Source organism: Nocardioides sp. J9 (assembly GCF_007829375.1).
Classification (GTDB): Bacteria; Actinomycetota; Actinomycetes; order Propionibacteriales; family Nocardioidaceae; genus Nocardioides.
In genome coordinates this window covers 74,900-101,588 of the sequence record NZ_VLJQ01000099.1, presented here as the reverse complement: position 1 = coordinate 101,588, position 26,689 = coordinate 74,900, and the positions used below count along the sequence as shown (strand labels likewise).

At 69.0% G+C, this 26,689-nt stretch carries 27 protein-coding genes; 18 read left to right on the top strand and 9 right to left on the bottom strand.

All coding sequences use genetic code 11. The features are described from left to right. Positions 1–246 precede the first annotated feature (246 nt). From L615_RS17335 to L615_RS17325, 3 genes are all read right to left on the bottom strand, one after another. The gene (locus L615_RS17335) at positions 247–1,056 is read right to left on the bottom strand and encodes an FkbM family methyltransferase (RefSeq protein ID WP_028654699.1); all 810 of its coding nucleotides are present in this window, start codon (positions 1,054–1,056) and stop codon (positions 247–249) included. Between the two features lie 14 nt (positions 1,057–1,070). Beyond that, positions 1,071–1,919: a TylF/MycF family methyltransferase gene (locus tag L615_RS17330; protein WP_028654698.1), complete on the bottom strand. Its 849-nt coding sequence runs from the start codon at positions 1,917–1,919 to the stop codon at positions 1,071–1,073. A gap of 125 nt (positions 1,920–2,044) precedes the next feature. Beyond that, the gene (locus L615_RS17325) at positions 2,045–3,442 is read right to left on the bottom strand and encodes a polysaccharide biosynthesis tyrosine autokinase (RefSeq protein ID WP_051485497.1); all 1,398 of its coding nucleotides are present in this window, start codon (positions 3,440–3,442) and stop codon (positions 2,045–2,047) included. 112 nt (positions 3,443–3,554) lie between these two features. Between L615_RS17325 and L615_RS17320 the strand changes: the two genes are divergently transcribed. The 6 genes from L615_RS17320 to L615_RS17300 all read left to right on the top strand — a co-directional run bounded on the left by L615_RS17320 (position 3,555) and on the right by L615_RS17300 (position 8,287). After that, the gene (locus L615_RS17320) at positions 3,555–5,408 is read left to right on the top strand and encodes a DUF4012 domain-containing protein (protein ID WP_028654697.1); all 1,854 of its coding nucleotides are present in this window, start codon (positions 3,555–3,557) and stop codon (positions 5,406–5,408) included. 474 nt (positions 5,409–5,882) lie between these two features. Then, positions 5,883–5,963 carry a putative leader peptide gene (locus L615_RS24775; RefSeq protein WP_372449664.1) on the top strand — a complete coding sequence of 27 codons (81 nt, stop codon included), beginning with the start codon at positions 5,883–5,885 and terminating at the stop codon, positions 5,961–5,963. A 156-nt stretch (positions 5,964–6,119) separates the two neighbouring features. After that, entirely contained in the window at positions 6,120–6,968 is an 849-nt protein-coding gene (locus L615_RS17315) for a sulfurtransferase (RefSeq protein ID WP_028654695.1), read from the top strand. Beyond that, positions 6,968–7,276 (top strand): DUF1416 domain-containing protein, encoded by a 309-nt coding sequence (locus L615_RS17310; RefSeq protein WP_028654694.1) that lies wholly within the window; start codon positions 6,968–6,970, stop codon positions 7,274–7,276. Before L615_RS17315 ends, L615_RS17310 begins: the two co-directional genes overlap by 1 nt. Before the next feature lie 67 nt (positions 7,277–7,343). After that, on the top strand, positions 7,344–7,844 hold the full coding sequence (locus L615_RS17305) for a thioredoxin family protein (protein ID WP_028654693.1): 501 nt from the start codon (positions 7,344–7,346) through the stop codon (positions 7,842–7,844). Beyond that, complete coding sequence (locus tag L615_RS17300) at positions 7,841–8,287, top strand: DUF4395 domain-containing protein (protein WP_028654692.1); 447 nt, start codon at positions 7,841–7,843, stop codon at positions 8,285–8,287. Before L615_RS17305 ends, L615_RS17300 begins: the two co-directional genes overlap by 4 nt. A 49-nt stretch (positions 8,288–8,336) precedes the next feature. Here the strand turns inward: L615_RS17300 and dtd are convergent, their stop codons facing one another. The 3 genes from dtd to L615_RS17285 all read right to left on the bottom strand — a co-directional run bounded on the left by dtd (position 8,337) and on the right by L615_RS17285 (position 10,300). Continuing rightward, a complete protein-coding gene (gene dtd, locus L615_RS17295; RefSeq protein WP_028654691.1) occupies positions 8,337–8,765 on the bottom strand; it encodes a D-aminoacyl-tRNA deacylase in 429 nt (142 codons plus the stop codon). Positions 8,766–8,785: 20 nt separating this feature from the next. After that, positions 8,786–9,721, bottom strand: a complete 936-nt coding sequence (locus L615_RS17290; RefSeq protein ID WP_186449911.1) for a bifunctional 2-polyprenyl-6-hydroxyphenol methylase/3-demethylubiquinol 3-O-methyltransferase UbiG — start codon at positions 9,719–9,721, stop codon at positions 8,786–8,788. Between the two features lie 216 nt (positions 9,722–9,937). After that, entirely contained in the window at positions 9,938–10,300 is a 363-nt protein-coding gene (locus L615_RS17285; protein WP_145725865.1) for a DsrE family protein, read from the bottom strand. 25 nt (positions 10,301–10,325) lie between these two features. On the opposite strand from L615_RS17285, the gene L615_RS17280 reads away from it, so the two are divergent. The 12 genes from L615_RS17280 to L615_RS17225 all read left to right on the top strand — a co-directional run bounded on the left by L615_RS17280 (position 10,326) and on the right by L615_RS17225 (position 22,289). Then, positions 10,326–10,820: an FABP family protein gene (locus L615_RS17280; protein ID WP_028654688.1), complete on the top strand. Its 495-nt coding sequence runs from the start codon at positions 10,326–10,328 to the stop codon at positions 10,818–10,820. Further along, the gene (locus tag L615_RS17275) at positions 10,813–11,247 is read left to right on the top strand and encodes a Fur family transcriptional regulator (RefSeq protein WP_145725864.1); all 435 of its coding nucleotides are present in this window, start codon (positions 10,813–10,815) and stop codon (positions 11,245–11,247) included. Before L615_RS17280 ends, L615_RS17275 begins: the two co-directional genes overlap by 8 nt. Then, the gene (gene tagD, locus L615_RS17270) at positions 11,244–11,711 is read left to right on the top strand and encodes a glycerol-3-phosphate cytidylyltransferase (RefSeq protein WP_036516949.1); all 468 of its coding nucleotides are present in this window, start codon (positions 11,244–11,246) and stop codon (positions 11,709–11,711) included. Before L615_RS17275 ends, tagD begins: the two co-directional genes overlap by 4 nt. Further along, a complete protein-coding gene (locus L615_RS17265) occupies positions 11,708–12,676 on the top strand; it encodes a folate-binding protein YgfZ (protein WP_145725863.1) in 969 nt (322 codons plus the stop codon). The genes tagD and L615_RS17265 overlap by 4 nt, the downstream gene beginning before the upstream one ends. Positions 12,677–12,879: 203 nt before the next feature. Then, the gene (locus L615_RS17260) at positions 12,880–13,251 is read left to right on the top strand and encodes a hypothetical protein (protein ID WP_145725862.1); all 372 of its coding nucleotides are present in this window, start codon (positions 12,880–12,882) and stop codon (positions 13,249–13,251) included. Positions 13,252–13,422: 171 nt separating this feature from the next. Beyond that, complete coding sequence (locus L615_RS17255) at positions 13,423–15,165, top strand: DUF4012 domain-containing protein (protein WP_145725861.1); 1,743 nt, start codon at positions 13,423–13,425, stop codon at positions 15,163–15,165. A gap of 44 nt (positions 15,166–15,209) precedes the next feature. Beyond that, entirely contained in the window at positions 15,210–16,580 is a 1,371-nt protein-coding gene (locus tag L615_RS17250; RefSeq protein WP_145725860.1) for a polysaccharide biosynthesis tyrosine autokinase, read from the top strand. Continuing rightward, positions 16,577–17,686, top strand: a complete 1,110-nt coding sequence (locus L615_RS17245; RefSeq protein WP_145725859.1) for a glycosyltransferase — start codon at positions 16,577–16,579, stop codon at positions 17,684–17,686. Before L615_RS17250 ends, L615_RS17245 begins: the two co-directional genes overlap by 4 nt. Positions 17,687–17,733: 47 nt before the next feature. Then, the gene (locus L615_RS17240; RefSeq protein WP_186449910.1) at positions 17,734–18,597 is read left to right on the top strand and encodes a glycosyltransferase; all 864 of its coding nucleotides are present in this window, start codon (positions 17,734–17,736) and stop codon (positions 18,595–18,597) included. Beyond that, entirely contained in the window at positions 18,594–19,904 is a 1,311-nt protein-coding gene (locus L615_RS17235; protein WP_145725857.1) for a hypothetical protein, read from the top strand. The genes L615_RS17240 and L615_RS17235 overlap by 4 nt, the downstream gene beginning before the upstream one ends. After that, a complete protein-coding gene (locus L615_RS17230) occupies positions 19,901–21,136 on the top strand; it encodes an oligosaccharide flippase family protein (RefSeq protein ID WP_145725856.1) in 1,236 nt (411 codons plus the stop codon). Before L615_RS17235 ends, L615_RS17230 begins: the two co-directional genes overlap by 4 nt. Beyond that, positions 21,129–22,289: a CDP-glycerol glycerophosphotransferase family protein gene (locus L615_RS17225; RefSeq protein ID WP_145725855.1), complete on the top strand. Its 1,161-nt coding sequence runs from the start codon at positions 21,129–21,131 to the stop codon at positions 22,287–22,289. The genes L615_RS17230 and L615_RS17225 overlap by 8 nt, the downstream gene beginning before the upstream one ends. Before the next feature lie 445 nt (positions 22,290–22,734). Here the strand turns inward: L615_RS17225 and L615_RS17220 are convergent, their stop codons facing one another. From L615_RS17220 to cysD, 3 genes are all read right to left on the bottom strand, one after another. After that, positions 22,735–24,129 carry a sugar transferase gene (locus L615_RS17220; protein ID WP_186449909.1) on the bottom strand — a complete coding sequence of 465 codons (1,395 nt, stop codon included), beginning with the start codon at positions 24,127–24,129 and terminating at the stop codon, positions 22,735–22,737. A gap of 330 nt (positions 24,130–24,459) precedes the next feature. Next, a complete protein-coding gene (locus L615_RS17215) occupies positions 24,460–25,719 on the bottom strand; it encodes a sulfate adenylyltransferase subunit 1 (protein WP_261376751.1) in 1,260 nt (419 codons plus the stop codon). After that, positions 25,719–26,633, bottom strand: a complete 915-nt coding sequence (cysD, locus tag L615_RS17210; RefSeq protein WP_145725853.1) for a sulfate adenylyltransferase subunit CysD — start codon at positions 26,631–26,633, stop codon at positions 25,719–25,721. The genes L615_RS17215 and cysD overlap by 1 nt, the downstream gene beginning before the upstream one ends. Positions 26,634–26,689 lie beyond the last annotated feature (56 nt).

The following is a 26,689-nucleotide window of genomic DNA, read 5'->3' as shown; positions in this document are numbered from 1 at the left end:
GCCGGGTCGCCCGGCGGCGCCGGGCGCTCCAGGGTGACGGCTGCACCGAGCGAGTGCAGGGTCGCCGATCCGGGCTCGGCCGCGACCGTGGCCCGTGACGTCGTCGAGCCGGTGCGCACGCCGTCGCGCAGCGGACCGGTCGTGTGCCGGGACACCGCGCCGATGGCGAGGGCCCCGGCCCGGTGGCCGCGCTTGACCAGCGGCCACAGCGGCTGGAGCTGACTTGGCAGCCGGCTCATCGGTGCCTCACGCGCGCCGGAGCCAGATCATCCCGAGTCCGGGCTCGGTGCCGTCCTCCTGGTGGTACGGCGAGAGCCCGAGCGGCTCGAGGAAGCCGAGCAGCTCGTCGAGGGAGTGGCCCGGGACGGGGTGGTACTCCAGCGCCACGGCCTTCACGTCCGACCACGACGAGGGGGATGATCGCAGCACGACGTCGTACTCGGCGCCCTCGACGTCCATCTTCACCAGCTCGACCGGCCGGCCGTCGGCACGCGCCGCGGCGACGGCGTTGTCGAAGGACACCGCCGGCACGACGACCTCGGTGCCGTTCGGGGCGGTGATGCCGTTGAGCACGCTGGCGTCGCCGTTGTCGATCAGCGAGAACTCGCCGTCCTCACCCGCGAGCGCCGCCGCGTGCACGGTCACCCGCTGGGCGAGGCCGTTGTCGCGCACGTTGCGCTCGGCGTACGACGCACTGGTCGGCGACGCCTCGTAGACGTGCACCGTCGCGCGGGGCAGCTGGTCGGCGACCGCGAGCGCGAAGCAGCCCACCTGCCCACCGATGTCGAGCACCGCGGCGTCGGGGGAGAGGCCACGGGTCAGCTCGGCCATCCCGTAGGCGTCGTCGGCGAAGATCTCGTAGATCGGGTAGCGCGCGCCGTCCGCGTTCGGGATCGTCACCTGGAAGCCGTTGCGCAGGCGCAGCGTCATCTCGTCGCGCGCGAACCGGGTCCGCTGCGTGCCGAGGTCCCAGAAGACCGTCGGGAAGTTGCGGAACAGTCCGGGCGTCTGCCGGATGCGCTTGCTGAGGTGGGAGGCGCTGCGGAGGGCAGGCACGTCGGTCCCTTCGGTCAGGACTTGCGCCAGTAGGCGCCGTTGCCGTCGATGTCGATGATCTCGTCGGTGATGCCGTGCTGCTCGCGGTAGTCGTGCACGGCCCGGCCGGCCTGGTCGGGCAGCGTGCCGTAGTCGTCGATGATGCAGAACCCGCCCGGCGACAGCTTCGGGTAGAGCGCGTCGAGGGCCTGGATGGTCGACTCGTAGAGGTCGCCGTCGAGGCGGATCAGCGCGTACTTCTCCGCCGGGGCGGTGGGCAGGGTGTCCTTGAACCAGCCGACCAGGAACTTCACCTGGTCGTCGAGCAGGCCGTAGCGCTCGAAGTTGTGGCGGACGGCGGCCTCGCCGACCGAGAGGCCGGTCTGCAGGTAGAAGGTGTCGCCGGCGTCGGCCGGGAAGTCCTTGACGTTGGGGGCGGGCAGGCCCTGGAAGGAGTCGGCGAGCCACACGGTGCGCTTGGTGTCGCCCCACGCCTTGAGGTTGGCGCGCATGAAGATGCACGCGCCGCCGCGCCACACGCCGGTCTCGATCAGGTCACCGGGGACGTCCTCCTCGATGATGGTCGCGATCGCGTCCTGGATGTTCTGCATCCGCTTGAGGCCGATCATCGACTCCGAGCGCGACGGCCAGTCGCTGCCGGTCTCGCGCAGCGCCGGGTCGTAGGGCTTCTTGTAGGCGATCTCGAAGCCGAACTTCTGCGCAGCGGTGCCGGCCGCGTTGGCGAGCCGCTTCTTCATCGAGGGCGAGCCTGCGGTGCGGACCCCGCCGAGGATGGAGTCGTTGTCCTCCATCAGGGCGCCCGTCAGGGTGCGCTTCATCAGGTCGAGGTAGAGCTCACGAAGCTCGTCGGGGGTCGTCGTCACCGGGCGAAGATAGCAGCAGAAACGGGGCCGGAGGCGGCTCCGGTGAAGATTCCCGGAACACGTTCCATCCGGCCCCGTTCGAGGCTGCGCCCACGGCCGTGGGCAGGGGATTTTCGTGCGCTCGTTCAGGCGCGGCGGCGGCCGCCCGACGACGCGCTCGCCTTGCCGCGGCCGGTCGGCGCGGTCTCCTCGTAGTAGTAGTAGTAGTACGAGCCGACGGCGCGCTTGGCGACCATGTTGACGACCACGCCGTACAGGCGGGCGCCGACCTGGTTGAGGCGGTTGATCGCCTCGTTGACCTGGTCCTTGGTCGTCTTGGCGTGCCGCACGACGACGATCACGCCGTCAGCCAGCTTCGCCAGCACCGACGCGTCGGCGACCGGCAGCAGCGGCGGGGCGTCGATGATGACCATGTCGTACGACGAGCGCAGGCGACGGATCAGGTCGTGGGTGATCTTCGACTGCAGGATCTCGGTCGGGTTCGGCGGCTTCGCGCCGCTGGCCAGCACGTGCAGGCCGCTGGCCTCGTGGACCTGGATCGCGTCGTGGATCTCGGTCTTGCCGACCAGCGCGGTCGTCAGGCCGATCGCCGGGTCGAGGCCGAGCGTGCTCGCCACCCGCGGGCGGCGGAGGTCGGCATCGATGATCAGCGTGTTGCGGCCGGTCTGGGCCAGCGCGACGGCGAGGTTCGTCGACGTCATCGTCTTGCCCTCGCCCGGCACGGCGCTGCTGATGACCAGGCAGCGCGGCTGGTGGTCGAGGTCGATGAACTGCAGGTTCGTGCGCAGCAGGCGGAACGCCTCGGTGCGCGCCGCGAACCCGCCCAGGTCGGTGAGCAGCGGCGCCGAGCGGATGTCGCCGTCGAAGCCGATGCTGGCCAGGACCGGCGACTCGGTGAGCTCGGCGACGTGGTCCGCCGTACGGATGGTGCGGTCGAGCAGCTCGCGGGCGACCGCGAGGCCGACGCCGAGCAGGAGGCCGATGAGCGCTGCGATGATGAAGTTCAGCAGCGTGCGCGGGCTGACCTTGTCGGGGTTGTACGTGGGCTGGTCGGTCTGCTTGAGCTGGACCGTGGTCTCGCCGCCGGTCAGCTGCTCGAGCGTCTGGATGAAGTCGGTGTACTGCTCCGTGGTGACGCTGGCGATCTTCTGCGCCTCGCGGGGGTCCTCGTCCTTGACCTTCAGCTCGATGAGCGAGGTGGCCTCGACGACCTCGGCGCTGATCCGGTCCGCCAGCTTCTCGGGCGTCGTCTCGAGGGCAAGCTGGTCGATGATCCGCTCCGCCAGCTCGGTGCTCTTCGCGACCTTGGCGTAGGTCGCGGCGCGCTGGGTCACCGTGAAGTAGGTCGAGTAGGAGTCGCTCGCGTCGCGCACGTCGACGGTGAGCAGCACGCGTGCCTTCGACTCGTACATCGGCGTACGGGTGAACGTGATCCCCGCGGCGACGCCGAGTGCGAGCGCCAACAGGAGCACCACAGTCAGCCAGCGACGCCGCAGCACGACCAGAAACTGCTTGAAGTCCAAGACCCAACCCTTGCTGTCGGTACCGTGTGCCACGGACAAGTGAGGTGATCCTAGTCAACAGCAGGCGGCTTCCGGTGAGTGACCACCACAACAGCCCTGGGGGCGTGTCGAGGTGACCGAGGGATCCGCCGACGAGCGGGTGCGCCGGCGGCGACGGTCCACCCCCACGCGACGACTCGTCCGCCGCCTGCGCCGGCTCCGGCAGGAGCAGCCCCGCGTCCTCGTCCTCGCAGCGGTCGGCGCGGTCGCCGCGCTCGCCGTCGCGTGGGCCGCCTGGGTGGTCTGGGCGGCCAACCACGACCTGTCGCGCGTGCGCGACAGCGCGACGATCATGCGCGCCGCGCTGGTCCGCGCCGACGCCGAGGGCGCTCGCAAGGCGATGGCGGAGTACCGCGACGCCGCCGGCTCCGCCCACGACCGCACCTCCGGCCCGACCTGGGCCGTCCTCGAGGCGCTGCCCGTGCTCGGCGACGACGCCGAGGGCATCGCCACGGTCGCCGAGGTGCTCGACGACATCGGCGAGGACGGCCTCGGCCCGATCGCCGACGCCGCCGACCTCGTGACCGCAGAGACCTTCCAGCCCGACGCCGGCCGGTTCCCCGTCGAGCAGATCGCCGCGATGGTCGAGCCGGCCCGGGAGAGCGAGGCGGCCTTCGACGCCGCCGCCGACCGGCTGGCCGAGCTCGACCCCGACGACTACGTCGGCCCGGTGCGCAACCAGCTCGACCGGCTCCGCACGCTGGTCACCGACGCCCGCGAGACCCTCGGGTCGACGTACCGCGCCGCGCGGATCATCCCCCGGATGATGGGCGCCGACCGCGACCGGCACTACCTGCTGGTGATGCAGAACAACGCGGAGCTGCGCAGCGGCGGCGGCCTGCCGGGCGCGCTGTCGCTGGTGCGGATGCGCGACGGGCGCGTCGACATCGTCGAGCAGTCCGACATGTCCGAGATCGGGCGCAACACCGACCCCGTCGTCCGCCTGACCGCCGAGGAGCGGCGCATCTTCGGGCGGATCCTCGGGCGCGCCGCCGTTGACGCGACGCTGACCCCGGACTTCCAGCGCTCCGCCGAGATCATCCGCGCCCGCTGGGAGCGCGAGATCGGCGGCAGCCTCGACGGCATGTTCTTCATCGACCCGGTCGCCGTGTCGTACCTGCTGCGCGGCACCGGCCCCGTCGACGTCCCCGGCTTCCGCCCGGTCGACGCCGGCAACGTGGTCTGGGCGGTGGAGAACGAGATCTACCGCCTCACCGACGACCGCTCGATCCACAGCGACTACCAGCAGGCCGTCGCCGAGGCGGTCTTCGACGCCTTCGCCGCCGGCCGCGGCAGCTCTGCCGAGGCGATCCGCGGCCTGGTGACCGCGGTGCAGGAGGGCCGGATCCGGATGGCGGCCTTCGAGTCGGAGACGCAGGATGAGATCGCCGGCACGATGATCGCCGGGGAGTTCTCCGACCGGGCCAGCCACGTGCCCGAGGTCGGCGTCTTCATCAACGACGGCGGCCCGACGAAGATGCAGTACTACCTGCGCTACGACGCCCGGATCATCTCCCGCTCCTGCGTCGACGACGAGCAGGTCATCTCCGGCTCGATCGACTTCCACAGCGACACCCCGCCCGACGCCCGCTCCCTGCCCCCGGCGATCACGGGGGAGGGCTACCCGGGCCTGCGCGTCGAACCGGGCGACCAGCTGCTCGTCGTCTACGTGACCTCACCGGTCGGCGGCGACGTCGAGGAGCTCTCCATCGACGGCCAGCGCCTGGCGAACCCGGTCGTCGAGCGGCTCGCCGGCCGCGGCCTGGTCCGGATCGGCATCGAGCTGGAGCCCCAGTCGCGCCACTCGGTGGAGTTCGTGATGCGCAGCGGCCCCGACCAGACCGCCGACGCCCGCCTGTCGGTCACCCCCGGCGCCTTCCCGGGCAGCCCCAACACCACCGTGCCGACCTCCTGCGCCGTGCGGTGAGCGCCGCGGGGGCGGGGGCGGGTGGCCGGTTGGGTCGGGTACGCGTGTACCTGGTGGCCGGTTCTGGGACTTGTTGGCTGTTGCAGCGGCCGACAAGTTCGGGAATCGCCGCCGAAGCGGTGAATCCCGGGGCTGGTGGGGCGGGCGGGCCCTCGGGGTGGGCGAGCGTCGTACTTCGTGGCCGGTTCTGGGGCTTGTTGACTGTTGCAGCGGCCAATAAGTTCGGGAATCACCGCCGAAGCGGTGAATCCCGGGGCGCGTGTGACCACTGTGACCACCGTGATCGAGGCACCCGTACTTCCTGACCGTTCCCCTCGCTTCCTGGCCATTGCAACGGTCAGGAACCACCGGTATCACCGCTGAAGCGGCGATCCCACGCCCACCAACCACGAGCGATCTCACATCACGGACACCCGTCTCATCATCCGATACTCGATTAGGGCGAGCGCGGTAAAGCCGCCTACTCTCTTCCACATGTCGACGACTCTGCTGCTGACCAAGCGGCGCGCGGTGGACAACTGCCGCGTCAGCTCGGCGCTGTGTCGACCCTGCTGACGGGTTTCTGAACCGGCGGCGTCTGCCTGCCACCTCCCCGTCTCCTCCCGGCGCTCCTGCGCCCCGGGCCCCTGCGTCCTGTGCGCCGCCGCGCTGCCCAGCAGCACCGCTCGTATCCGCACCGCCATCAACCGCGCAATCCCAGTTAGGAACACCATGAGCCGCGAGAACTCGCTCGTCTCCGTCCAGTGGGTCGAGGACAACCTCGACAACCCCAAGGTGGTCGTCATCGAGGTCGACGAGGACACCTCGGCCTACGACAAGGGCCACATCCGCAACGCGATCAAGCTCGACTGGACCACCGACTTGCAGGACCAGGTCCGTCGCGACTTCGTGAACAAGGAGCAGTTCGAGGCGCTCCTGTCCGAGCGCGGTGTCTCCAACGACGACACCGTCGTGCTCTACGGCGGCAACAACAACTGGTTCGCCGCGTACGCCTACTGGTACTTCAAGCTCTACGGCCACCAGGACGTCAAGCTCATGGACGGCGGCCGCAAGAAGTGGGAGCTGGACAGCCGCGAGCTGACCGACGAACTGCCGCAGCGCGCCGCGACCACCTACACCGCGCAGGAGCAGGACCGCTCCATCCGCGCGTTCCGCGACGAGGTCGTCGCCGCGATCGGTTCGCAGAACCTGGTCGACGTGCGCAGCCCCGACGAGTACGCCGGCCGCCTGCTCGCCCCGGCCCACCTGCCGCAGGAGCAGTCGCAGCGCGCGGGCCACATCCCCACCTCGGTCAACGTGCCGTGGAGCAAGAACTGCAACGACGACGGCACCTTCAAGTCCGACGACGAGCTCAAGGCGCTCTACGACGAGGTCGGCTTCGACGAGGGCAAGGACACCATCGCCCTGTGCCGCATCGGCGAGCGCTCCTCGCTGACCTGGTTCGTGCTGCAGGAGATCCTCGGCAAGAAGAACGTCAAGAACTACGACGGTTCGTGGACCGAGTACGGCTCCCTCGTCGGCGTCCCGATCGCGCTCGGTGACGAGCCGGGTGACGCCTGATGTGCGGCGCGACGGTCGGTGGCCTCTCCACTGAGGGCATCAACGTGACCAAGGAGGCCGTGATCCAGGGCCAGGTCGTGCGTGGTGCCGGCGACGACGCGACGCCGGTCTCCGGCGCCTACGTCCGCCTGCTCGACGCCAGCGGCGAGTTCACCGCCGAGGTCCCCACCTCGGCCACCGGGCACTTCCGCTTCTTCGCCGGCAACGGCAAGTGGACGCTGCGCACCCTCGCCCCCAAGGCCGACCCGGTCGACCGCGCCGTCCAGGCGCAGACCGGCTCGGTCGCCGAGGTCCTCATCGCCATCTGAGGCCTGTGACGTACGACGGCGGCGGCTCCCGGAATCCGGGAGCCGCCGTCGGCGTTGGAGGACAGCTGTGAGCCCAGGGATCGTCATCCTCGTCCTGGCCGTGGTCGCCGCGGCCGGGTTCGGCCTGCACCGGCGCCGGGTCGACGGCCGCTTCGCCGGCCACGCCCGGACGCACGCAGCGGGCGAGCCCGGCACCGGACCCGCCCCCGCGCCGGCGGTCGCCGAGGACGTGCCGCACGAGCCCTCCGCCTGGGAGCGGCTCAGCGCCTCCGTCCCGCACGCCGAGCTGGGGGAGCGGGCGACGCTGGTCCAGTTCTCCAGCGCCTTCTGCGCGCCCTGCCGCACCACCCGCGTGGTGCTCGCCGACGTCGCCGAGCGGCACGACGGCATCGCCCACGTCGAGGTCGACGCCGAGCAGCACCTCGCGCTGGTCCGCGAGCTCGACGTCCGTCGTACCCCCACCACCCTGGTGCTCGACCGCGCCGGCCGTGAGGTCACCCGCGCCGCCGGTGCACCGCGCCGCGAGCAGGTGCTCGCGGCCCTGCCCCTCACCGAGGAGTCACGATGAGCCAGCAGTCCGGCATCGACCCCCGCGGGCCGCGGTTCACCGCCGCCGTCACCTTCGTGATCTTCGCGGTGGCGCTGCTGCTGTCCGACGCCCAGCCCGCCGTGGCGGCCGTGCTCACCGGCATCCAGGCGGTGTTCTTCGCGATCGGCGCCGGCCTCGGCGTGCAGAAGACGCCGACCGGGCTGGTCTTCCGCTCGCTCGTCCGCCCGCGGCTCACGCCGCCGGCCGAGCTCGAGGACCCGGCGCCGCCGCGGTTCGCCCAGGCCGTCGGGCTGGTCTTCGCCGTCGTCGCCACGCTCGGCTTCGCGACCGGCGCGGTGCTGCTCGGCCAGGTGTTCGCCGGGTTCGCGATCGTCGCGGCCTTCCTCAATGCCGCCTTCGCGTTCTGCCTGGGCTGCGAGATGTACCTGCTCGGGCTGCGCCTGCGCCCGGCGCGCGGCTGAGCCGCCAGAGCCGAGAGCGCCGCCAGAGCAGCCAGGGCCGCCAGAGCGGTCAGGGTGACTCGAGCAGCACGGTGAACGGGCCGTCGTTGACCGAGGAGACCTCCATCATCGCGCCGAAGACCCCGCGCTCGACGTGCGTCCCGGCCTCCTCGAGCGCGGCGCACACCGCCTCGTAGAGCGGCTCGCTCACCGGTCCCGGCGCCGCCGCGGTCCACGACGGGCGGCGACCCTTGCGCGCCTCGCCGTACAGCGTGAATTGCGAGACGACGAGTACCGGTGCGCCCTCCTCTGCGACCGACCGCTCGTCGCGCAGGATGCGCAGGTCGCGGATCTTGCGGGCCATCCACGCCACCTCGTCCGGCCCGTCGTCGTGGGTGACGCCGAGGTAGACCAGCAGGCCGGGGTCGCTGATGGCGCCGACGACGGCACCCTCCACGACGACCGAGGCCGAGGTGACACGTTGCAGGACGGCGCGCATGCGCCCATCCTGCCGGGCGTTCAGCCGGCGGCGGCCAGGCCCCCGGGCTTGGCCACGTCGCCTGCGGCCTCGTCGACCGGACGCTGCTCGCTCGCCGGGGCTGCGGCCGCCGGGGCCAGCTTCCCGGGCTTGCGGGCGTAGGCCTCGAGCACGATGCGCGGCGCCCATCCCCGGTCGATGAACCGGTCGGTCGCCCGGCCGACCGCCCCGGCGGCGCGGGCGGGGACGCCCATCGACGCCAGGTAGGCACCGGAGTTCAGCGAGTAGCGGGCCCGCGGGATGACCTCGACGTCGACGAACCCGACGGCGCGCAGGGCAGCCGTCATGCTCTCGGCGGTGTGCAGGTGCCAGTGGTGCGGGGCGATCCGGCGGTCGACCCAGCGCGACATCCGGCCACGGGCGGCGGCGGTCACCGCGAGCGCGGCGGTGTCGACCTTCGAGCGGCGCGGCGTCTGCAGGAAGAGCGTGCCGCCCGGCTTGAGCACGTCGAACGAGCTCTGCAGCAGCGCCTCCGGCTCGGCGACGTGGGCCAGCACGCACCACATCGTGACCGCGTCCTGCTCCGGCACGTCCAGGGTGGAGAGGTCGCCGAGGTCGACCTCGACGTCGTACGAGCGCTTCGCGAGCGCGACGTTGGCCTCCATCAGGTCGTTGCCGCGCACCCGGAAGCCGCGCTCGCGCGCGACCGCGAGGAACTGGGCGTCACCCGTGCCGATGTCGTAGAGGAGGCGGTCCTGCGGGCCGCCGTCGAGGCGGGCGGCCAGCTCGTCGAGCACCTCGGCCTGCGCGGCCTCCGCCGCGTGGTTGCGCTTCAGGGCGACCCAGGCGGCGCGGTCCTCGACGCTGATCTCGTCGAGGCTCACCGTGTCGGGCAGCACCAGCTCGGCGCGCTCGGACCAGCCGACCAGGCCGCAGGAGCGGCAGCGGAAGTTGCTGCGCCCCGTCCGACGCGACACGGGGTAGGACTTCAGCCATGCCGACGCACAGGCTGGACATGCGGTGACGGACATCGCCGTAGGAGCCTCCGGACCACCGTGGCGTAGGAGAAGGGGGGTGCACGGCGGTGTGAGCACACCCTAAGCCGCGCGACCCGTGCGTGGAGGTCGGTCCCGTAAATTTTCGTGAGGCGTCCAAAGATTTCGACCGACGGCCGCCGCTCGCCCAGGGGCGTCTCAGTAGACGAGCGCCTGGGCCCCCTCGGCCAGCGCCTCCTCGACGAAGACCGGCGCCCCGGCGATCCGGGCGCCGGGGACGAGGTCGTCGACGCCCAGCGAGCGACGCGCGGCGCACTGGCCGCACACGGTGACCGTGCCGGAGGCGAGCACGGTGTCCAGCAGGTCGGGCAGGGGAGTGGCCAGCGGCAGGTCGAGCTCGGCGGCCCGGCCGGGCACGGCGAGCCACGCCGCCTCGCCGGTCAGCCAGAGCGACACGGGCACCCCGGGGGCGGCCGCCGTGGCGGCCACGGTGAACCCCTGGTTGCACCGCTCGGGCGCGTCGGTGCCGCAGGTGACCTTCACGACGAGTGAGCGCGCCATGGGAAGCAGCCTAGAATGGCCCGTCGTGGCCTTCGAACTCCCCGACAACCTGCACCCCGACTGCGGTCCCATCGCCTGGATGCTCGGCACCTGGCGGGGCAACGGCCACGGCGACTACCCGACGATCGAGTCGTTCCAGTTCGGCCAGGAGCTGATCTTCACCCACGACGGCCGGCCGTTCTTCCACTACATGGCGCGCGCCTGGATCATCGACGACAAGGGCGAGAAGGTCCGCGACGCCGCCATCGAGACCGGCTTCATCCGCGCCGTCGGTGACGGCAAGTTCGAGATCCTGCTGACCCACAACACGGGCATGGCGGAGATCTGGCACGGCGAGGCCGCCGACGGCAAGTTCGAGTGGACGACCGACGCCGTGGCCCGCACCGAGACCGCGAAGGAGTACGCCGCCGGCAAGCGCCTCTACGGCAACGTGGAGGGCGACCTGCTCTACGCCTTCGACATGGCCGCGATGGGCCAACCGCTGCAACCGCACCTGTGGGCGAGGCTGAGGCGTGCCTGACCGATCCGACACCGTCGACTGGCGAGCCGCGCTCCGGGACCGCGGCTACCGGCTCACGCCCCAGCGTGAGCTGATCCTCGCCGCCGTCGACGAGCTCGGCCACGCCACGCCCGACGAGGTCCTGGCGAAGGTCCAGGAGACCGCGAGCACCGTCAACGCCTCCACCGTCTACCGCACCCTGGAGGTGCTGGAGGAGCTCGGGCTGGTGCACCACGCCCACTTCTCGGACCGCGCCCCGACGTACCACTCCGTGCGGGGCCACGAGCACTTCCACCTCGTCTGCCGGGGCTGCCACAGCATCACCTCGATCGACACCGCGGAGGCGGACCCGCTCGTCGAGACCCTCCGGGCCCGGGGCTTCGAGCCGGACCTGGGGCACCTGACCGTCTTCGGCCAATGCGCCGACTGCCAAGGAGGGGCGTCATGACGACCGTGCTGACCTACGGGACCTTCGACCTGTTCCACATCGGCCACCTGCGGCTCATCCAGCGCCTGGCCGCGATGGGCGACCGGCTGATCGTCGGGGTCTCCACCGACGAGTTCAACGCCGGCAAGGGCAAGAAGTCGGTGGTGTCGTACGACGACCGCGCGGCCATCGTCGAGTCGATCAAGGGCGTCGACCTGGTCCTGCCCGAACGGTCCTGGGACCAGAAGCGGTCCGACATCGTGGAGCACGGTGTCGACCTCTTCGTCATGGGCGACGACTGGACCGGGAAGTTCGACGACCTCTCCGACGTTTGTGAAGTGCGCTACCTGCCTCGGACCTCGGGGGTGTCGAGCACGGAGATCAAGGAGATGCTCCGCACCCTGGACCCCGTCCACATCGAGGAGATGCAGGGGGCGCTGACCACCCTGACCCGCCTCCTCGAGCACTACCGGGACCTGACATGACCGAGAACGCCCAGCCCAGCCCGCTCCTCGCCCTCCCGGGGGCGGTCGCCGGCGACGGCGTCGACGCCCCGGTGGCTGCCCACTACGGCAGCCTCTTCGGCGAGCAGCGCGCCCTCGAGGCCGGCGAGGGGTTCGTCGACCTCTCGCACCGTGACGTCCTGCGCGTCACCGGCCCGGACCGGCTGACCTGGCTGCACTCCCTGACCACCCAGTTCTTCGAGGGCCTCGAGCCCGGCCGCTGGGTGTCCGCGCTCGTGCTGAGCCCGCAGGGCCACGTCGAGCACGCGTTCACCGGCGTCGACGACGGCGAGGCGTTCACCGCGCACACTGAGCCGGGCCGTGCCGCTGCGCTCATCGAGTTCCTCGAGCGGATGATCTTCATGATGCGCGTCGAGGTCACCGACGTCACCGCCGAGACCGCGGTGGCGTGGCGTCCCGGTCGCTACGACCTCGTCCCGCGCGAGCGGCTGACGGCGTACGCCGAGGCGGCCGGTCCCGCGGCCGGGCTGTGGGCCTTCGAGGCGCTGCGCATCGCCCGCGGCGAGCCCCGCTTCGGCATCGACACCGACGCGCGCACCATCCCCAACGAGGTCGGCTGGCTGGACGCGGAGCAGGCGCCGGGCTGGGCGGCGGTGCACATGGACAAGGGCTGCTACCGCGGGCAGGAGACGGTCGCCCGGGTGCACAACCTCGGCCGGCCGCCGCGGCGGCTCACCCTGCTCCACCTCGACGGCTCGGAGAACCGGCTCCCGACGGCCGGTGCAGAGGTGCTCCCGGCCGACGGCGGTCGTGCGGTCGGCTTCGTGGGTTCCTCGGCCCGCCACCACGAGCTCGGACCGATCGCGCTCGCCGTGCTCAAGCGCAACACCGACGTCGCGGCCCCGCTGGTCGTCGACGGCCTGCCGGCCGCCCAGGAGGTCGTGGTCGACCCCGAGGTCGGCTTGCACTTCCGGCCCTCGCGCTGACCGGTCGGACATTCCATCCGGGGCCCAAAGTCCCGGTTCTACGGGGGGTTCCTACCCCCGTTCGAGGGGCCGGGGTGTGAGGTATCACTCATGATCCCCGAACCGCCGGACCGCCCGGCGGAGCTCGTGTTGACTGTCCCGGAAGTCGTACCGGACCGCGGTGCGACTGGCACCAATCAAACGTTGGGGAGAGTCAAACTCACATGAAGCAGATCGTTGTCGGCCTCATCGCGGCCGCCATGGTGACCTTCGGACTCGGGGCTGGAGCCGCCGAGGCGTACGTGCCGGACGTCAAGGTCGTCCAGGTGAAGGCGAAGAGCACCATCAAGAAGAACGCCAAGCCCTCCATCCGGGTCAAGGCCAAGAGCGGCAACGCCCGCCCGGTCGGCTGGGGCCAGGTCCGCTGCGTCTCGCTGAACGGCAAGAAGGTCTTCAAGGCCTCGGGCCACGTGAAGAACGGTGTCGTCCCGGCCCCGAAGATCGCGCGCAAGGGCGTCTACAACTGCTCGGTCAAGTTCACGGGCAAGGGCAAGTTCGTCACCCGCTCGTTCAACCACCGCGCCGTCGTTCGCTGACGACGTCAGTCGTGCAGCTCGGGTCGTTCTCGACCCGATCGTGATTCTCGGCTGAGGACCCCGGGCCCGCCCGGGGTCCTCAGCCACGTTCCGACACGTGGCAGCAGGGCGCGTCCGCGACCGCCCACGTCGTCGTCTGTTGGTGTGTAGTGCCTTTCTTGGGGGGTTGGGGTGAGCTCGAGGAACCGTTGGGTCCTCGCGGCGGTCGGTGTCGTCGTGGTGCTGGCCGGAGCGTGGTGCGCGTACACCGCGTGGCAGGTGCAGGACGACCTGGACGACGCCGTACGCCATGCCGAGGCGGTCCAGACGGCCGTCGAGGAGCGCGACCCCGAGACGTTGCGCGACGAGCTCGACGCCCTGCGCGACGCGAGCAGCGCCGCCGCTGACCGCACATCGGGACCGACCTGGGCCCTGCTGACCAAGGTGCCGTGGTTCGGCGACGACGCCGCCGGCATCGAGCTGGTCAGCGACGTCCTCGACGACCTCGCCGCCGACGGCATCGAGCCGCTCGCCACGGTCTCCGAGCGCGTCGACGAGCTGCTGCCCCGCGACGGTGGCGCCGACCTCGCCGTGGTCGGCGAGCTCTCCGGTCCCGTGAGCCAGGCCGAGGCCGCCTTCGCCCGCGCCGACGAGCGCCTGCAGGACGTCGACGCCAGCGGCCTGCACACCCGCTTCACCGACTTCCGCGGCCGCGTCGACTCCGCGGCCCGTGGCCTGCGCTCCGCGCGGATCGCCACCGACGTCCTGCCGACCATGCTCGGCGGCGACGGCAAGCGGCGGCACCTGCTGGTCTTTCAGAACAACGCCGAGGTGCGCGCCACGGGTGGCCTGCCCGGCGCGGTGTCCTACCTCGAGGCGGAGGACGGCCGGATCGCGCTCACCCACCACGTGGCGGGCAGCGCGCTCGGCAGGACACCGACGTCGGTGCTGCCGCTCACCGACGCCGAGGTCGAGCTCTACGACGACTACCTCGGCCGCTACTTCGTCGACGCCAACATGACGCCGGACGTGCCCCGCGCCGCCGACCTGATGGTCGCCCGCTGGCAGCAGGAGTACCCGATGCGTCCCGTCGACGGCGTCGTCATGGTCGACGCAGTCGCGATCTCCTACCTGCTGGAGGCCACCGGCCCGATCACCGTGGACGGCGTCGAGCTGACCGGCGACAACCTCGTCGACGAGCTGCTCCACGAGTCCTACGTCCGCCTGCCCGAGCCGGCCGCACAGGACGCCTTCTTCGCCGAGGTGGCCGGGGAGACCTTCGCGCGGTTCACCAGAGGGGTGGGCGATCCCGCGGCGATGCTGCGGGCCCTGGCCCGCGGCGTCGACGAGCGCCGGGTGTTCGTGACGTCCTACGACGACGACGTCCGGGCCGCGCTCGACGGCACGGCGATCGCGGGCGAGCTGGTGACCGATGCCGACGTCACCAGCCCGCAGGTCGAGGTGACCCTGAACGACACCACGGGCGCGAAGATGTCCTACTACCTGCGCTACGACGTCGACGTGGTCCCGGTCTCCTGCGTGGACGGCGTGCAGTCGTTCAGCGCCAAGGCCCGGCTGCGCTCGATCGCGCCCGCCGACGCGGCCACGCTGCCGGCGTACATCACCGGCGGCGGGGACTACGGCGTCGACCCCGGCAGCCAGGTCGTGACGGTGCGGGTCTTCGGCCCGGTCGGAGGTACCGTGGGCCAGCTCGAGTTCAACGGTGAGCCGATGGACCTGATCCGCGCGGACCAGGACGGGCGCCCCGTGGGGATGACCTACGTCCAGCTGGACCCGGGGCAGACCGTCGACCTGGCCTGGACGATGAAGAGTGGCGCGGGCCAGACCGGCGACGCCGTCGTGGCCGTCACTCCGACGATCGAGAAGCGCAACAGCCGGGAAGTGCTGGCGACAGCCTGCCGGCGCGCGGACTAGGAGTGTCCGCGTGTTCGAGGGAGCAACAAGGGGGAGGAGCAGCTGTGGAGCTGCATGACTACATCCGGATCGTCCGGCGACGATGGATCTCGATCCTGGTCGTCGTCGTGCTCGCCGCAGCCGCGGCGGCCGGGGTGACGGCACTGCAGACGCCGCAGTACGCGTCGACCGCGCGTCTCTTCGTGACGACGTCGCAGATCGACCAGGCGCAGCTGCTGCAGGGGAGCCAGTTCTCCGCGCAGCGCGTGAAGTCCTACGCCGACCTCATCACCAGCCGTGAGCTCGCCAAGCGCGTCATCACCGACACAGAGATCGACGCCAAGCCCGAGGAGATGGCGGAGAAGGTGGAGGCCCGTGCGGTCCTCGACACCGTCAACCTCGAGATCACCGTCACCGACACCGACGCCAGCCGCGCCCAGCTGATCGCGCAGTCGTACGCCGAGCAGCTCAGCGACCTCGTGCGGGAGCTGGAGACCCAGGCCGGCGCCACGAACGCCCCGATCAAGGCGACCATCGTCGACAACGCGTCGTACTCCGACTCCGCCGTCTCCCCGCAGCCCAAGCGCAACGTGGGCCTCGGTGTGGTGCTCGGCCTGCTCGTCGGCCTCGGCCTCGCCGTCCTGCGCGAGCTGCTCGACACCCGGATCAAGTCGTCGGAGGACGTCGCGGAGATCACCGACGCGCCCACGCTGGGCACGATCGTCTTCGACTCCGCCACGGAGAAGACGCCGCTGCTGACCCAGCTCCCGTCGCACTCGCCGCGCGCGGAGTCCTTCCGCGTGCTGCGCACGAACCTGCAGTTCGTCGACGTCGACAGCGAGCACAAGGTCTTCGTCGTCACCTCGGCCGTGCCGGGCGAGGGCAAGACGTCCACCGCGCTGAACCTCGCCATCAGCCTGGCCCAGGGCGGCGCCCGCACCCTGCTGGTCGAGGCCGACCTGCGCCGCCCGATGGCCGCCAAGCGCCTCGGCCTCGACGAGGCCGTGGGCGTCACGACCGTCCTGGTCGGCAAGGCCGACCTCGCCGACGTCACCCAGCAGCACGAGGAGTCCGGCCTCGAGTTCGTCGCCGCCGGCTCCGTGCCGCCCAACCCGGCCGAGCTCATCCAGTCGCGAGCGATGGACGACTTCCTCGCCCAGGCCCGTGCGGACTACGACGTCGTCATCCTCGACGCCCCGCCCCTGCTCCCCGTCACCGACTCGGCGCTCCTCGCCGCCAAGTCCGACGGCGCGATCGTCGTGCTCAGCCACGCCCGCGTCACCCGCGACCAGGTCCGCCTCTCGATCGACCGCCTCGAGCAGGTGGACGCCCCGGTCGCCGGCCTCGTGCTCAACAAGGTCCCGGTCAAGGGCAAGTCCTATGGCTATGGCTACGGCTATGGCTACGGCTACGCGCCCCATGAGGAGAAGGCGTGACGCCTCAAGCCATGCTCGTGGCTCACGAATGGGTGGCGCCTACGGGGGGTTCGGAGCAGGTCTTCGAGGAGCTGCTGGCTACGTTCCCGGAAGCCGACGCACTGTGTCTTTGGAACGACGCACCCACGCGAATCGGTCGCCCGGTTGCCGAGTCCCGTCTCGCGAAGACGGCACTGCGTCGAAACAAGGCCTTGGCTCTGCCGTTCATGCCATGGGCTTGGTCCGAAGTGGAGCTGTCCTCCTACGAGGTCGTGCTGACGTCGTCCCACGCCTTCAGCCACCAGCTGGCTGCTCGAGCAGCGCGCGAGGGACGGCGTGCGTACTCCTACGTCCACACACCCGCAAGGTATGTGTGGGCGCCTGAGGTCGAACAGCGCGGCCGGGGGCTGATGGCACGGCTGGGCTCTGTTCCATTGAGGCGGTCGGACCGACGTGCGACCGACGAACGGGTTCAGTACCTCGCGAACAGCAAGTACATCGCGGGGAGGATCGAGCGGTCTTGGGGAGTGTCTGCCGCGGTGGTCTATCCCCCCGTCGACGTGACCCTTCTCCAAAGTGTGGGTAGCTGGAGCGACCGCGTCCGCGGACCCGAAACTCGCGTGCTGGAACAGCTTCCGCAGCACTTCGTGCTCGGTGCCTCCCGCCTGGTGGACTACAAGCGCCTGGACATGGCGATCCGCGTTGGTCAGCAACTGGACCTCCCCGTCGTCATCGCAGGCGACGGTCCGCACCGTCCACACCTGGAGTCGTTGGCGACGGCCGCAGATGTCCCCGTTCACTTCGTCGGCAGGGTTTCAGACGAATTGCTGTACGCCCTCTATCAGCGAGCGGCGCTGTTCGCATTCATGCCCGTCGAAGATTTCGGAATCATGCCCGTTGAGGCCATGGCGCTTGGAACACCGGTGGTGGTCAACGCAGAAGGCGGCGCCGCTGAATCCGTGTCCGTTCTACGTGGAGGCTTCGCAGCTGAACCTGACGATGAGGTCGCGCTCCTGTCTGCAGCACGACGAGCCATCGACGTCGACATGACGTATGCACGCGAGGGAGCGGGTCGCTTCTCCACAGAGCGGTTCCGGGAAGAGATTGCGAGCTGGGTGCAGCGATGACCTCGACTAGCGCCGTCGGCCCGGGGCGTGGTCGTTTCTCCGTCGCAGTGCTCGTCGTCAACTACAACAGCCACGAAGCCGTGGATCGCCTCCTCGCCACCCTGCCGGCGGACCAACGGGTCGCAGTCTCGATCGTCGACAACTCTGAAAACGCCGAGGAGCTGCGCAGCCTCGCTGCGGCCGCGCACCGGCATGTCATGCGTTTCGGACACGTGAGCGTCGTGCCGGCGCCAGGCAATCTCGGCTATGGATCCGGCAACAATTTCGCGTACCAACAGGTTGAGCACCTGGACTTCGCCACCGTCGTCGTTGCGAACCCAGACGTCGAGCTGCAAGGTCCTGCGACCCGCGACTTGGTCGATTCAGTCATTCAGCTCCGCGGTGTGGTCGGCGTGGAAACGATTGAGGACGGAAAGACGGTCGTGGCGACCCGTTTGCGCCCGGCTACAGGTCGAGCGAAGCACGTTGTTGGAACCCCTGACCGAGTCCGTGGGGGCTTCATCTACCCAGGCGGTCATTTCCTCATCATCGATCGGTCTGCGTGGCAGAGGCTCGGTGGGTTCGACGAGAGGTACTTCCTGTACTGCGAGGAGCTGGATCTCGTCCTTCGTGCCCGGCGTCTCATGATCAGCGTTGGGTTCACGGATGACATCAGAGTCGCTCACGGCGGCAGCGGCGCAGCAGGAGCGCGATCTGGGTTGTCCGCGAAGACATCGGTGGGGTTGCACCACGCGACCCGGAGCAGGGTTCTCCTCTACCGTGCGCACGCTGAGCTGCGGTGGTTCCTGCCTTGCCTCCTTGCCACACGCATATGCGCGGCGGCGGTCCTGGCCGCCCGCGCAAAGGGACGGCCAGCATGGGCCATCCTGTCGGGCCTGGCGAGCGGATCCGCGTCAGGCGTCCGCCCATGAGTGTGGTTCTCGTAGCGGCCCTGCTCGCCGCTGGCGTCGTATGGCTCATCCGGGTCCCGGTTGGTCTGGTGCCACTCGCGGTGCCACAGCTAGGGTTTGTCGGCTGGGGTCTCGCCGACCTCTCCACGAGACCGAGCAGTGCAAACCACCTGCCTTATTACCTGATGGCACTGGTGCTGCTCGTCCTCGGTTACTCGCTCGCTGGGCCTCGTGGGAGGTCGGAAAACTCCAGCCCGGCTGCGCCGCTCCCGAAGTCCGCTGTCCTCCTGGTGGTGCTGATCGCGGGGGCACTGACGACCTATCACTTCGCAGTCGGCGGGATCCCGCTGCTCAGTAACCAGATCGAACGTGCGCGCTTCGACTTCGCCAACTCCGGGCTGTTCGGCCTCCCGGGCCGGATGTATCTCTTCGGCTCGATCTTCGCGTGGATGCTTGCCACGGTGAACGGCCACGTGCGGGGAGTCCGCCTGCTCACCGACTGGACGTGGATCCTCGCCACGACGTTCCTGGTGGTTCCGGCCCTGCTGTCTGGGTTCAAGGGCCGCCTGGCATACGTGGCGGTCGTCCTCATCTTCGGATTGGTCGCGGTCGGCGCTCGTCGGATCACGATGGTCGGCCTCGGACGTCGCTACTGGTGGGTCGCGGCGATCCTCTTCCTGAACTTCGTCGCCGTAGCAGGTCTGTACGCAACCTATGCCGCGGAACCCCGATCAGGGTTGACCTTGCTGCAGGACCGGCTGACCGTCATTGCGGCAGAGCCGGCGAAGACAGTTCTCGACTGGGCGGATGCAGGACACCGCCCCATGATGGCGAACGACTTCGACCACCTGACTCGAAAGTATGCCGGTCTCGATGGTGGTAGCGGATACACACTGGAGCGAGAGGTATCCACGAATCTCATTGGCATCAGTCCGCGGTCCTCAGGATTCGCACCCCCTGTCACAGTTGGCGCCATCGCGGAGCTTCGCCTGACCTTCGGGAGCATCCTTGGCTTGCTCTCGATCCTCGCCGTGGGCGTGGTGCTGAGGAGACTTGAGGGTCTCGGCAACAAGTCAGTGCTGACCGATTCTGCGCGTCTCTTTATTGCGCTGGGTGTTTACACCTTCGCGGTTCGCGGCGGCTTCGCCTACTACGTCCTCAACTTCGCTGCTATGACTGTGCTGATGGCTGCCTTGACGGTGGCTTGCACGGCATGCCTGAGAAGGTCGAGGAGTACTGAGGGTGCGCGCGAGCGTCCTCGGACGCAGAGGACCGCGGGCTCGACTGGGGCCGTCGGCGCGATCGGGAAAGAGGATCCCGTCCAATGACTGACAAGCGGACCCTCACACTGAATACGGCGGCCCTAGTCACGATGCAGGTGACCAACGTCCTGCTTCCGCTGCTGCTCATTCCTCTGCTCGCCAGGGAACTCCCGAAGGCCGAGGTAGGTCTCTACTTCTTCGCGACGGGCCTGGTCGCCGCGGGGCACATCATCGCCGAGTTCGGCTTCATGCTGTCTGGCGTCAAGGCTGCGGCCGTCTTGCGCCAGGACCGTGCGAGTTTGGGTCGGCTGTGGTTCTCGATCGCGACGGGCAAGTTGGTGCTGGCTTGCTCGTACGTGGGTGCCACTATCGCGTTGGTAGCCGTGACCGACAGCGCAGGTGGACAGCTGCCATTCGTCTCGACCTACCTGTTGTCGGTAGTAGCGCAAAGTCTGCTACCCACGTGGCTCTTTCACGGGCTCGAGCGAATGGGCTCGGTGGCTGCGTACACGTTGGCGTCTCGATTGGTTTTCGTCGGCGTCGCTGTTCTGGTAGTGACGTCCACCGGCAGCTTGTTCCTCGTCGGACTCGCCAACTTGGTGTCGCTGATCCTAGGCGCAGTCGTTGCGCACCTCATCATGCGTCGTGAGGGAGTCTGGTACCACCGCACTTCCATCTCCGAAGTGCTGCGCCACATGCGGACTTCCGTGCCTTACTTCGCATCGCGGGCGGCCGTGATGGGCTACACCACGGGGCCGACCATCTACCTAGGTTTCCTCGCTGGCGCTCCACAGGTCGCAAAGTTTGCTTCGGCCGAGCAGCTGTACCGGGGCGGCCAGGTCCTCGTGAACCCGCTGGTGCAGGCGCTCTATCCCTACATGTTGAGGACGCGAGATCTTCGGCTTCTTCGCCGGATAATTGTCAGTGTCTCGGCGCTCACGCTCGTAGGCGCGTTGGCGGTCTGGCTGGTGGGGCCTGTACTCCTGGAACTGGTCTATGGACCCGAGTACCGCTCGTCCTTCTCGGTCTTGATGGTCTTCATGGTGACGTTCGTCGTGGCCACGCCATCAATGCTGATCGGATACCCGGGGCTCGGCGCCGTCGACAAGCTCTCGATCGCCAATGGCTCCGCGGTGTTCGGTCTTGCAGTGCACGTGGTCGCGATTCTTGGGTTGTGGGTTGCGGACTCCTTGACTGCTCTGCATGTTGCGTTCGCTGTCTTGATCACGGAACTGGTGGTACTGGTGATACGGCTTTGGTGCTTGATGACGCGGCTCAGGGAGCTCAGCAATGCGTAGAATCGGGCTGCTGGGAGCAGCATTACTGAACTTTCCGCTCTACTGGCTCGCCCGCGCGCTTCCGGCTCAAAGAGGTCTGGTCGTCTTCGGTGCCTGGTTCGGCGAACGTTATAGCGACAGCCCTCGTTCCGTTTTCGAGGCGGCGCGCAGTGACAGCGACCTTCGTGCCGTCTGGATCACGAGAAACCGCGAGGTGCTGAGGGGTTTGCGTGCCGCCGGCGCCGAGGCGTACCTGTCTACATCTGTGAAGGCCTACTGGCTGGTTGCGAGATCCGAGTGTGTCGTTGTGTGCACCAGCTTGCGGGATGTCAACCGCTTCGCTCCCTGTCGGCGGGTCCTCAACACCTGGCACGGCGTTCCCACCATGAAGCGGATCATGCGGGACGACGCAAACTTCAAGGCTCGGCCGCGCCTCGTCCAGATACTGGCTCCCTATGTCCGATCAGACCTGCAGCATGAAGTACTTTCTTGCTCGCTCGAGGAGCGTCGACGCATGGCCTCCGCGTTCGGTGTCCCCGAGCGAATGGTCCACATGACCGGATTGCCGCGCCATGATCGGCTGACGGTAGGCATCAGCCACGGATCCGGCTCTCGGAGGCACGGTCTCTACCTGCCGACACATCGCGGCGAGGGTGCGGGTTCCCTCGAAGACCTCTTCGACGGAATCGAGAGGCTTGACGATGAGCTGACCAGCCTCAACGCCTCCCTGCGAGTCAAGTTGCACCATTACCACGGTGCTGATTCCGGGGCGGTCCAGGGGTTGAAGAACATCGAGATCGTTGACGACAGCTCCTGGAACTTCGACTTGCAGGAAGAACTGGCTTCTTGCGACTTCCTCGTCACTGATTACTCCAGCGTTGCTATCGACTTCCTCGTGACGGGGCGGCCGATCGTGTACTTCGCTCCGGACCTCGAGAAGTACCTGCATACGGAAGGGCGCGGTGACTTCTACTACGAGTACTACGACGTCGTTGCCGGACCCATCTGCGATTCTTGGGGCCAGGTGTCCGACGAGTTGTCTGAGATGTTCTCCGGTCGCGATGCGTACTTCGCTCGGCGACGGCACCACGCCGAGCGCTTCGTACCGATGTCTGACGGAGTCTCGACCAGCCGGGTGCTGGAACTTCTCAAGCAACGCCCCGAAACGGCTTGACGAGTTTGGCCCGGCACCCCGGATCTTCGCTGGCCAGATCGCTGAGAGCTTGACTCCAGGACGGACAACAGGCCACAGCAATCGCGACCTTGTCACTCCTGCGCCGCGGCGCACCGAACTGCACGCGGCCCCTGCCCCGGCTCGCCTGGTTCGCGGAGCCGGCTCCTCGGGTGAACAAGTTGGGCGCTGCTGTTCGTCACTGCTGTGCTGCGCCCCGGCCAGGCTGGACCTTGCGGTGTAGGTACGAGCAGGGCGGTGATTGCGGGATGGGTTCTCAGCCAGTCGTTGTGTCTGCGCCGTCCCGAGAACCTGCAATGGTGACAGCATTGTGCCGGCCGCCACGGGTCGCAGAGACGCGGACTGTATCTGTCGCTGCTGAACGCTTTATTAGCGACGATTCAGCGACGTCAGTGGGACAGATCCTGTCCGGTGAAGGGCCTCGCTGCTAGTACGCGCCGTCGGAGCCGACCACGGCCCTCACGGTCCGAGCGAGGATCGAGACGTCCTGGAGCATCGACCAGTTGTCGACGTAGTAGAGGTCGAGGCGCATGGCTTCCTCGGCGCTGAGGTTGCTGCGGCCCGAGACCTGCCAGAGGCCGGTGATGCCGGGGCGGACGAGGAGGCGGCGGGACATGCCGCCCTGGTACTCGTCGACCTCGCGCTGCACCTGGGGGCGGGGGCCGACCAGGCTCATGTCGCCGCGCAGGACGTTGAAGAACTGGGGCAGCTCGTCGATCGAATAGCGGCGCAGCCACTTGCCCGGCTTCGTGATGCGCGGGTCGTCCTTCACCTTGAACAGCAGCGCGTTCTGGCCCACCTGCTGGCGCAGCGCGTCCACCTTGGCGTCGGCGTCGACGACCATCGTGCGGAACTTGAGGCAGTCGAAGGGCTGGCCGTCGCGACCGATGCGGGAGTGGCGGTAGAGGACCGGACCGCCGTCGTGGAGCTTGATCCGGAGCGCGGCGAACAGGAAGACGGGGGAGAGGAGCGCGATCAGCGACGCGGAGCCGGCGACGTCGAAGGCGCGCTTGCGCCAGCGGATCGCGCGCTCCCAGCGCGGGTGGTCGACGTGGATGAGGGGGACGCCGCCGACGGGGCGGACCTGCAGTCGTTCCTCCGAGATGTCAGCAAGTGCCGGGGCGATGACCACATTGGTCTTGTGCTGCTCGAGCGACCAGACCAGCTCCTTCATGTGCTGGCTGGAGGGGGCGACGCCGCCGGTGAGGACGGTGAGCTCGACGCCTGTCTCGGCGGCGATCTCGACGAGGTCGGCGGTGCTGCCGAGGACGGGCACGCCGCCGGGGGTCTCACCGTCGCTGGGCTGGATGTCGGTGACGGCGCCGACGACGCTGTAGCCGAGCCAGTTCTCGCGGCTCAGCACGCCGCTGAGCTCGTCCACGCGGTCGACGGTGCCGGCGAGGAGGACGCGACGCTGGAGGTGGCCACGGCGCCGCGCGCGCTTGAGCGACTGGCGGGCCAGGAGGCGGCCGCACAGCAGCAGGACCGGGCCGATGATGAACGCGAGCAGGAAGAAGCCGCGGGAGAGGTCGTACTTCGCCAGGTAGCAGGTCACGCCCGTAGCGCTCGCGGTGATCATGCTGGCGTTGAAGACCCGCTTGAACTCGTCAGGGCCGGCGCCGAGGAGGTCGCGGCGGTAGCCGCCGAGCAGGGCGATGATGCCGATCCAGGCGGCGATGATCTGGGCCCCGACGAGGGGCAGGTGCCTGCGGACGCCGCTGGACGAGTCGAAGACCTCGAGCTGCTCACGCCCGATGAGGGCGAGCACGCCGGTCGCTCCGAGCACCGCGATGTCGAGCACCAGCAGGCTCGCTGGGAGCACCACAAGACGCCGCGCGCGTGGTGTCGGCGCTCCGACCTGCAATTGGTCGCGCGTGAATGACGACAAGCTTGTTCCCTACCCGAATGCGCACGCGCTGTGCCTCCCCACGAAGCCCTTCGAGATCGCGTGCATCGAAAACGCTAATCGGCAGGGAACGGCCGCGCAGGAGAACTTCGGGCCACGTCCGTGGCCTTCCTCACATACGAAAGAGGGGGCCACATCGCCGTACTTTCGGCGTTCTGGGCTCGCGGCGCCAGGAAAGACGAACGGCGCCCACCCCCATCGGGTGGACGCCGTCCGGTTGGCTGCAGGCTGCCTGGCTGGCCTGGGTCAGCCGTTGATCATGCCGGCACCGACAGTGACGCCGGTCGCCTCGTCGATCAGGATGAACGAGCCGGTGGTGCGGTTCTTCGAGTACGGGTCGGCCAGCAGCGGCACCGTGGTGCGCAGCGTGACGCGGCCGATCTCGTTGACGCCGAGCTCGCGGGTCTCCTGGTCGCGGTGCAGGGTGTTGACGTCCAGGCGGTATTGGATGTCCTTCACCAGGGCGCGGCCCGTGCGGGTGGTGTGCTTGATGGCCAGCTTCTGCCGCGGCTGCAGCGGGGTGGTGGTCATCCAGCAGATCATCGCGTCGATGTCCTGCGTCGGCGTCGGGGCGTTCTTGACGCGCGCGATGGTGTCGCCGCGGGAGACGTCGACGTCGTCCTCGAGGTGGATCGTCACGCTCATCGGAGGGAACGCCTCGGAGATCTCCTTGTCGAAAAGGTCGATCCGCGAGATCTTCGACGTCATGCCCGAGGGCAGGACGACGACCTCGTCGCCCGGCTTGAGGACCCCGCCCGCGACCTGGCCCGCGTAGCCGCGGTAGTCGTGGAACTCGTCCGACTTCGGCCGGATGACGTACTGCACCGGGAACCGCGCGTCGATCAGGTCGCGGTCCGAGGCCACGTGGACGTGCTCGAGGTGGTGCATGAGCGTGGGACCGGAGTACCACGACATGTGCTCGGAGCGGGTCACCACGTTGTCGCCCTTGAGCGCCGAGATCGGGATGACCTCGAGGTCGGGGACGTTGAGCTTCGTCGCGAACTGCGTGAACTCGGCGTAGATCCGGTCGTAGACCTCCTGCGAGTAGTCGACGAGGTCCATCTTGTTCACGGCCAGCACCAGGTGCGGGACGCGGAGCAGCGACAGGATCACCGCGTGCCGGCGGGACTGCTCGGTGAGGCCCTGGCGGGCGTCGACGAGCACCAGGCCGAGGTCGGCGGTGGAGGCGCCGGTGACCATGTTCCGGGTGTACTGCACGTGCCCGGGGGTGTCGGCGATGATGAACTTGCGGTTCGGGGTCGCGAAGTAACGGTACGCCACGTCGATCGTGATGCCCTGCTCGCGCTCGGAGCGCAGGCCGTCGGTCAGCAGCGCGAGGTCGGTGTAGTCGTACCCCTTCGCCTCGCTGGTCGCCTCGACCGCCTCGAGCTGGTCCTCGAAGATCGACTTCGAGTCGAGCAGCAGCCGTCCGATGAGGGTGGACTTGCCGTCGTCGACCGAGCCTGCCGTCGCGAAGCGCAGGAGATCCATGTTGGTTCCGGCCATCAGAAGTAGCCCTCCTTCTTGCGGTCCTCCATGGCTGCTTCCGAGAACCGGTCGTCACCACGGGTGGCGCCGCGCTCGGTCACGCGGGCCACGGCGACCTCCTCGATGATCTCCTGGATGGTGCTGGCGGTGCTCTCCACGCAACCGGTGAGGGTCAGGTCGCCGACCGTGCGAAAGCGCACCGTCCGCTCCTCAGCGACCTCGCCGTCGCGCAGCGGGTTGTGCTCGCTCTCGGTGAGCAGCATCCCGTCGCGCTGGAAGACGCGGCGCTGGTGGGAGAAGTAGATGCTGGGGATCTCGATGCCCTCGCGGCCGATGTAGTCCCAGATGTCCAGCTCGGTCCAGTTCGAGATCGGGAAGATCCGCATGTGCTCGCCCTCGTGCAGGCGGCCGTTGTAGAGGTTCCAGAGCTCGGGACGCTGGTTCTTCGGGTCCCACTGGCCGAACTCGTCGCGGTGGGAGTAGACGCGCTCCTTGGCGCGTGCCTTCTCCTCGTCGCGGCGACCGCCACCGAAGGCGGCGGTGAAGCCGTTCTCCTCGATGGCGTTGAGCAGGGTGCCGATCTGGAGGCGGTTGCGCGAGGTCTTGCCGTCGTCGACGACGATGCCGTCGGCGATCGCCTGCTCGACGCTGGCGACGATGAGCTTCACGCCGAGGCGGTTGACCCAGTTGTCGCGGGTCTGGAGGACCTCGGGGAAGTCGTAGCCGGTGTCGACCTGGAGGACCGGGAACGGGATGCGTGCCGGGTAGAACGCCTTCTCGGCCAGGCGCATCATGACGATGGAGTCCTTGCCGCCCGAGAACATCAGCACGGGCTTCTCGAACTCGGCGGCCACCTCCCGGAAGATGTGGATCGACTCGGCTTCCAGCTGGTCCAGCTGGCTGAGCCGGTAGTCGCTGTGGGTCTGGGACATGCTCTGCATGGTGCCATGCACGGCCTGTCACCCCGGCATCGCCACGGGGCCGATAG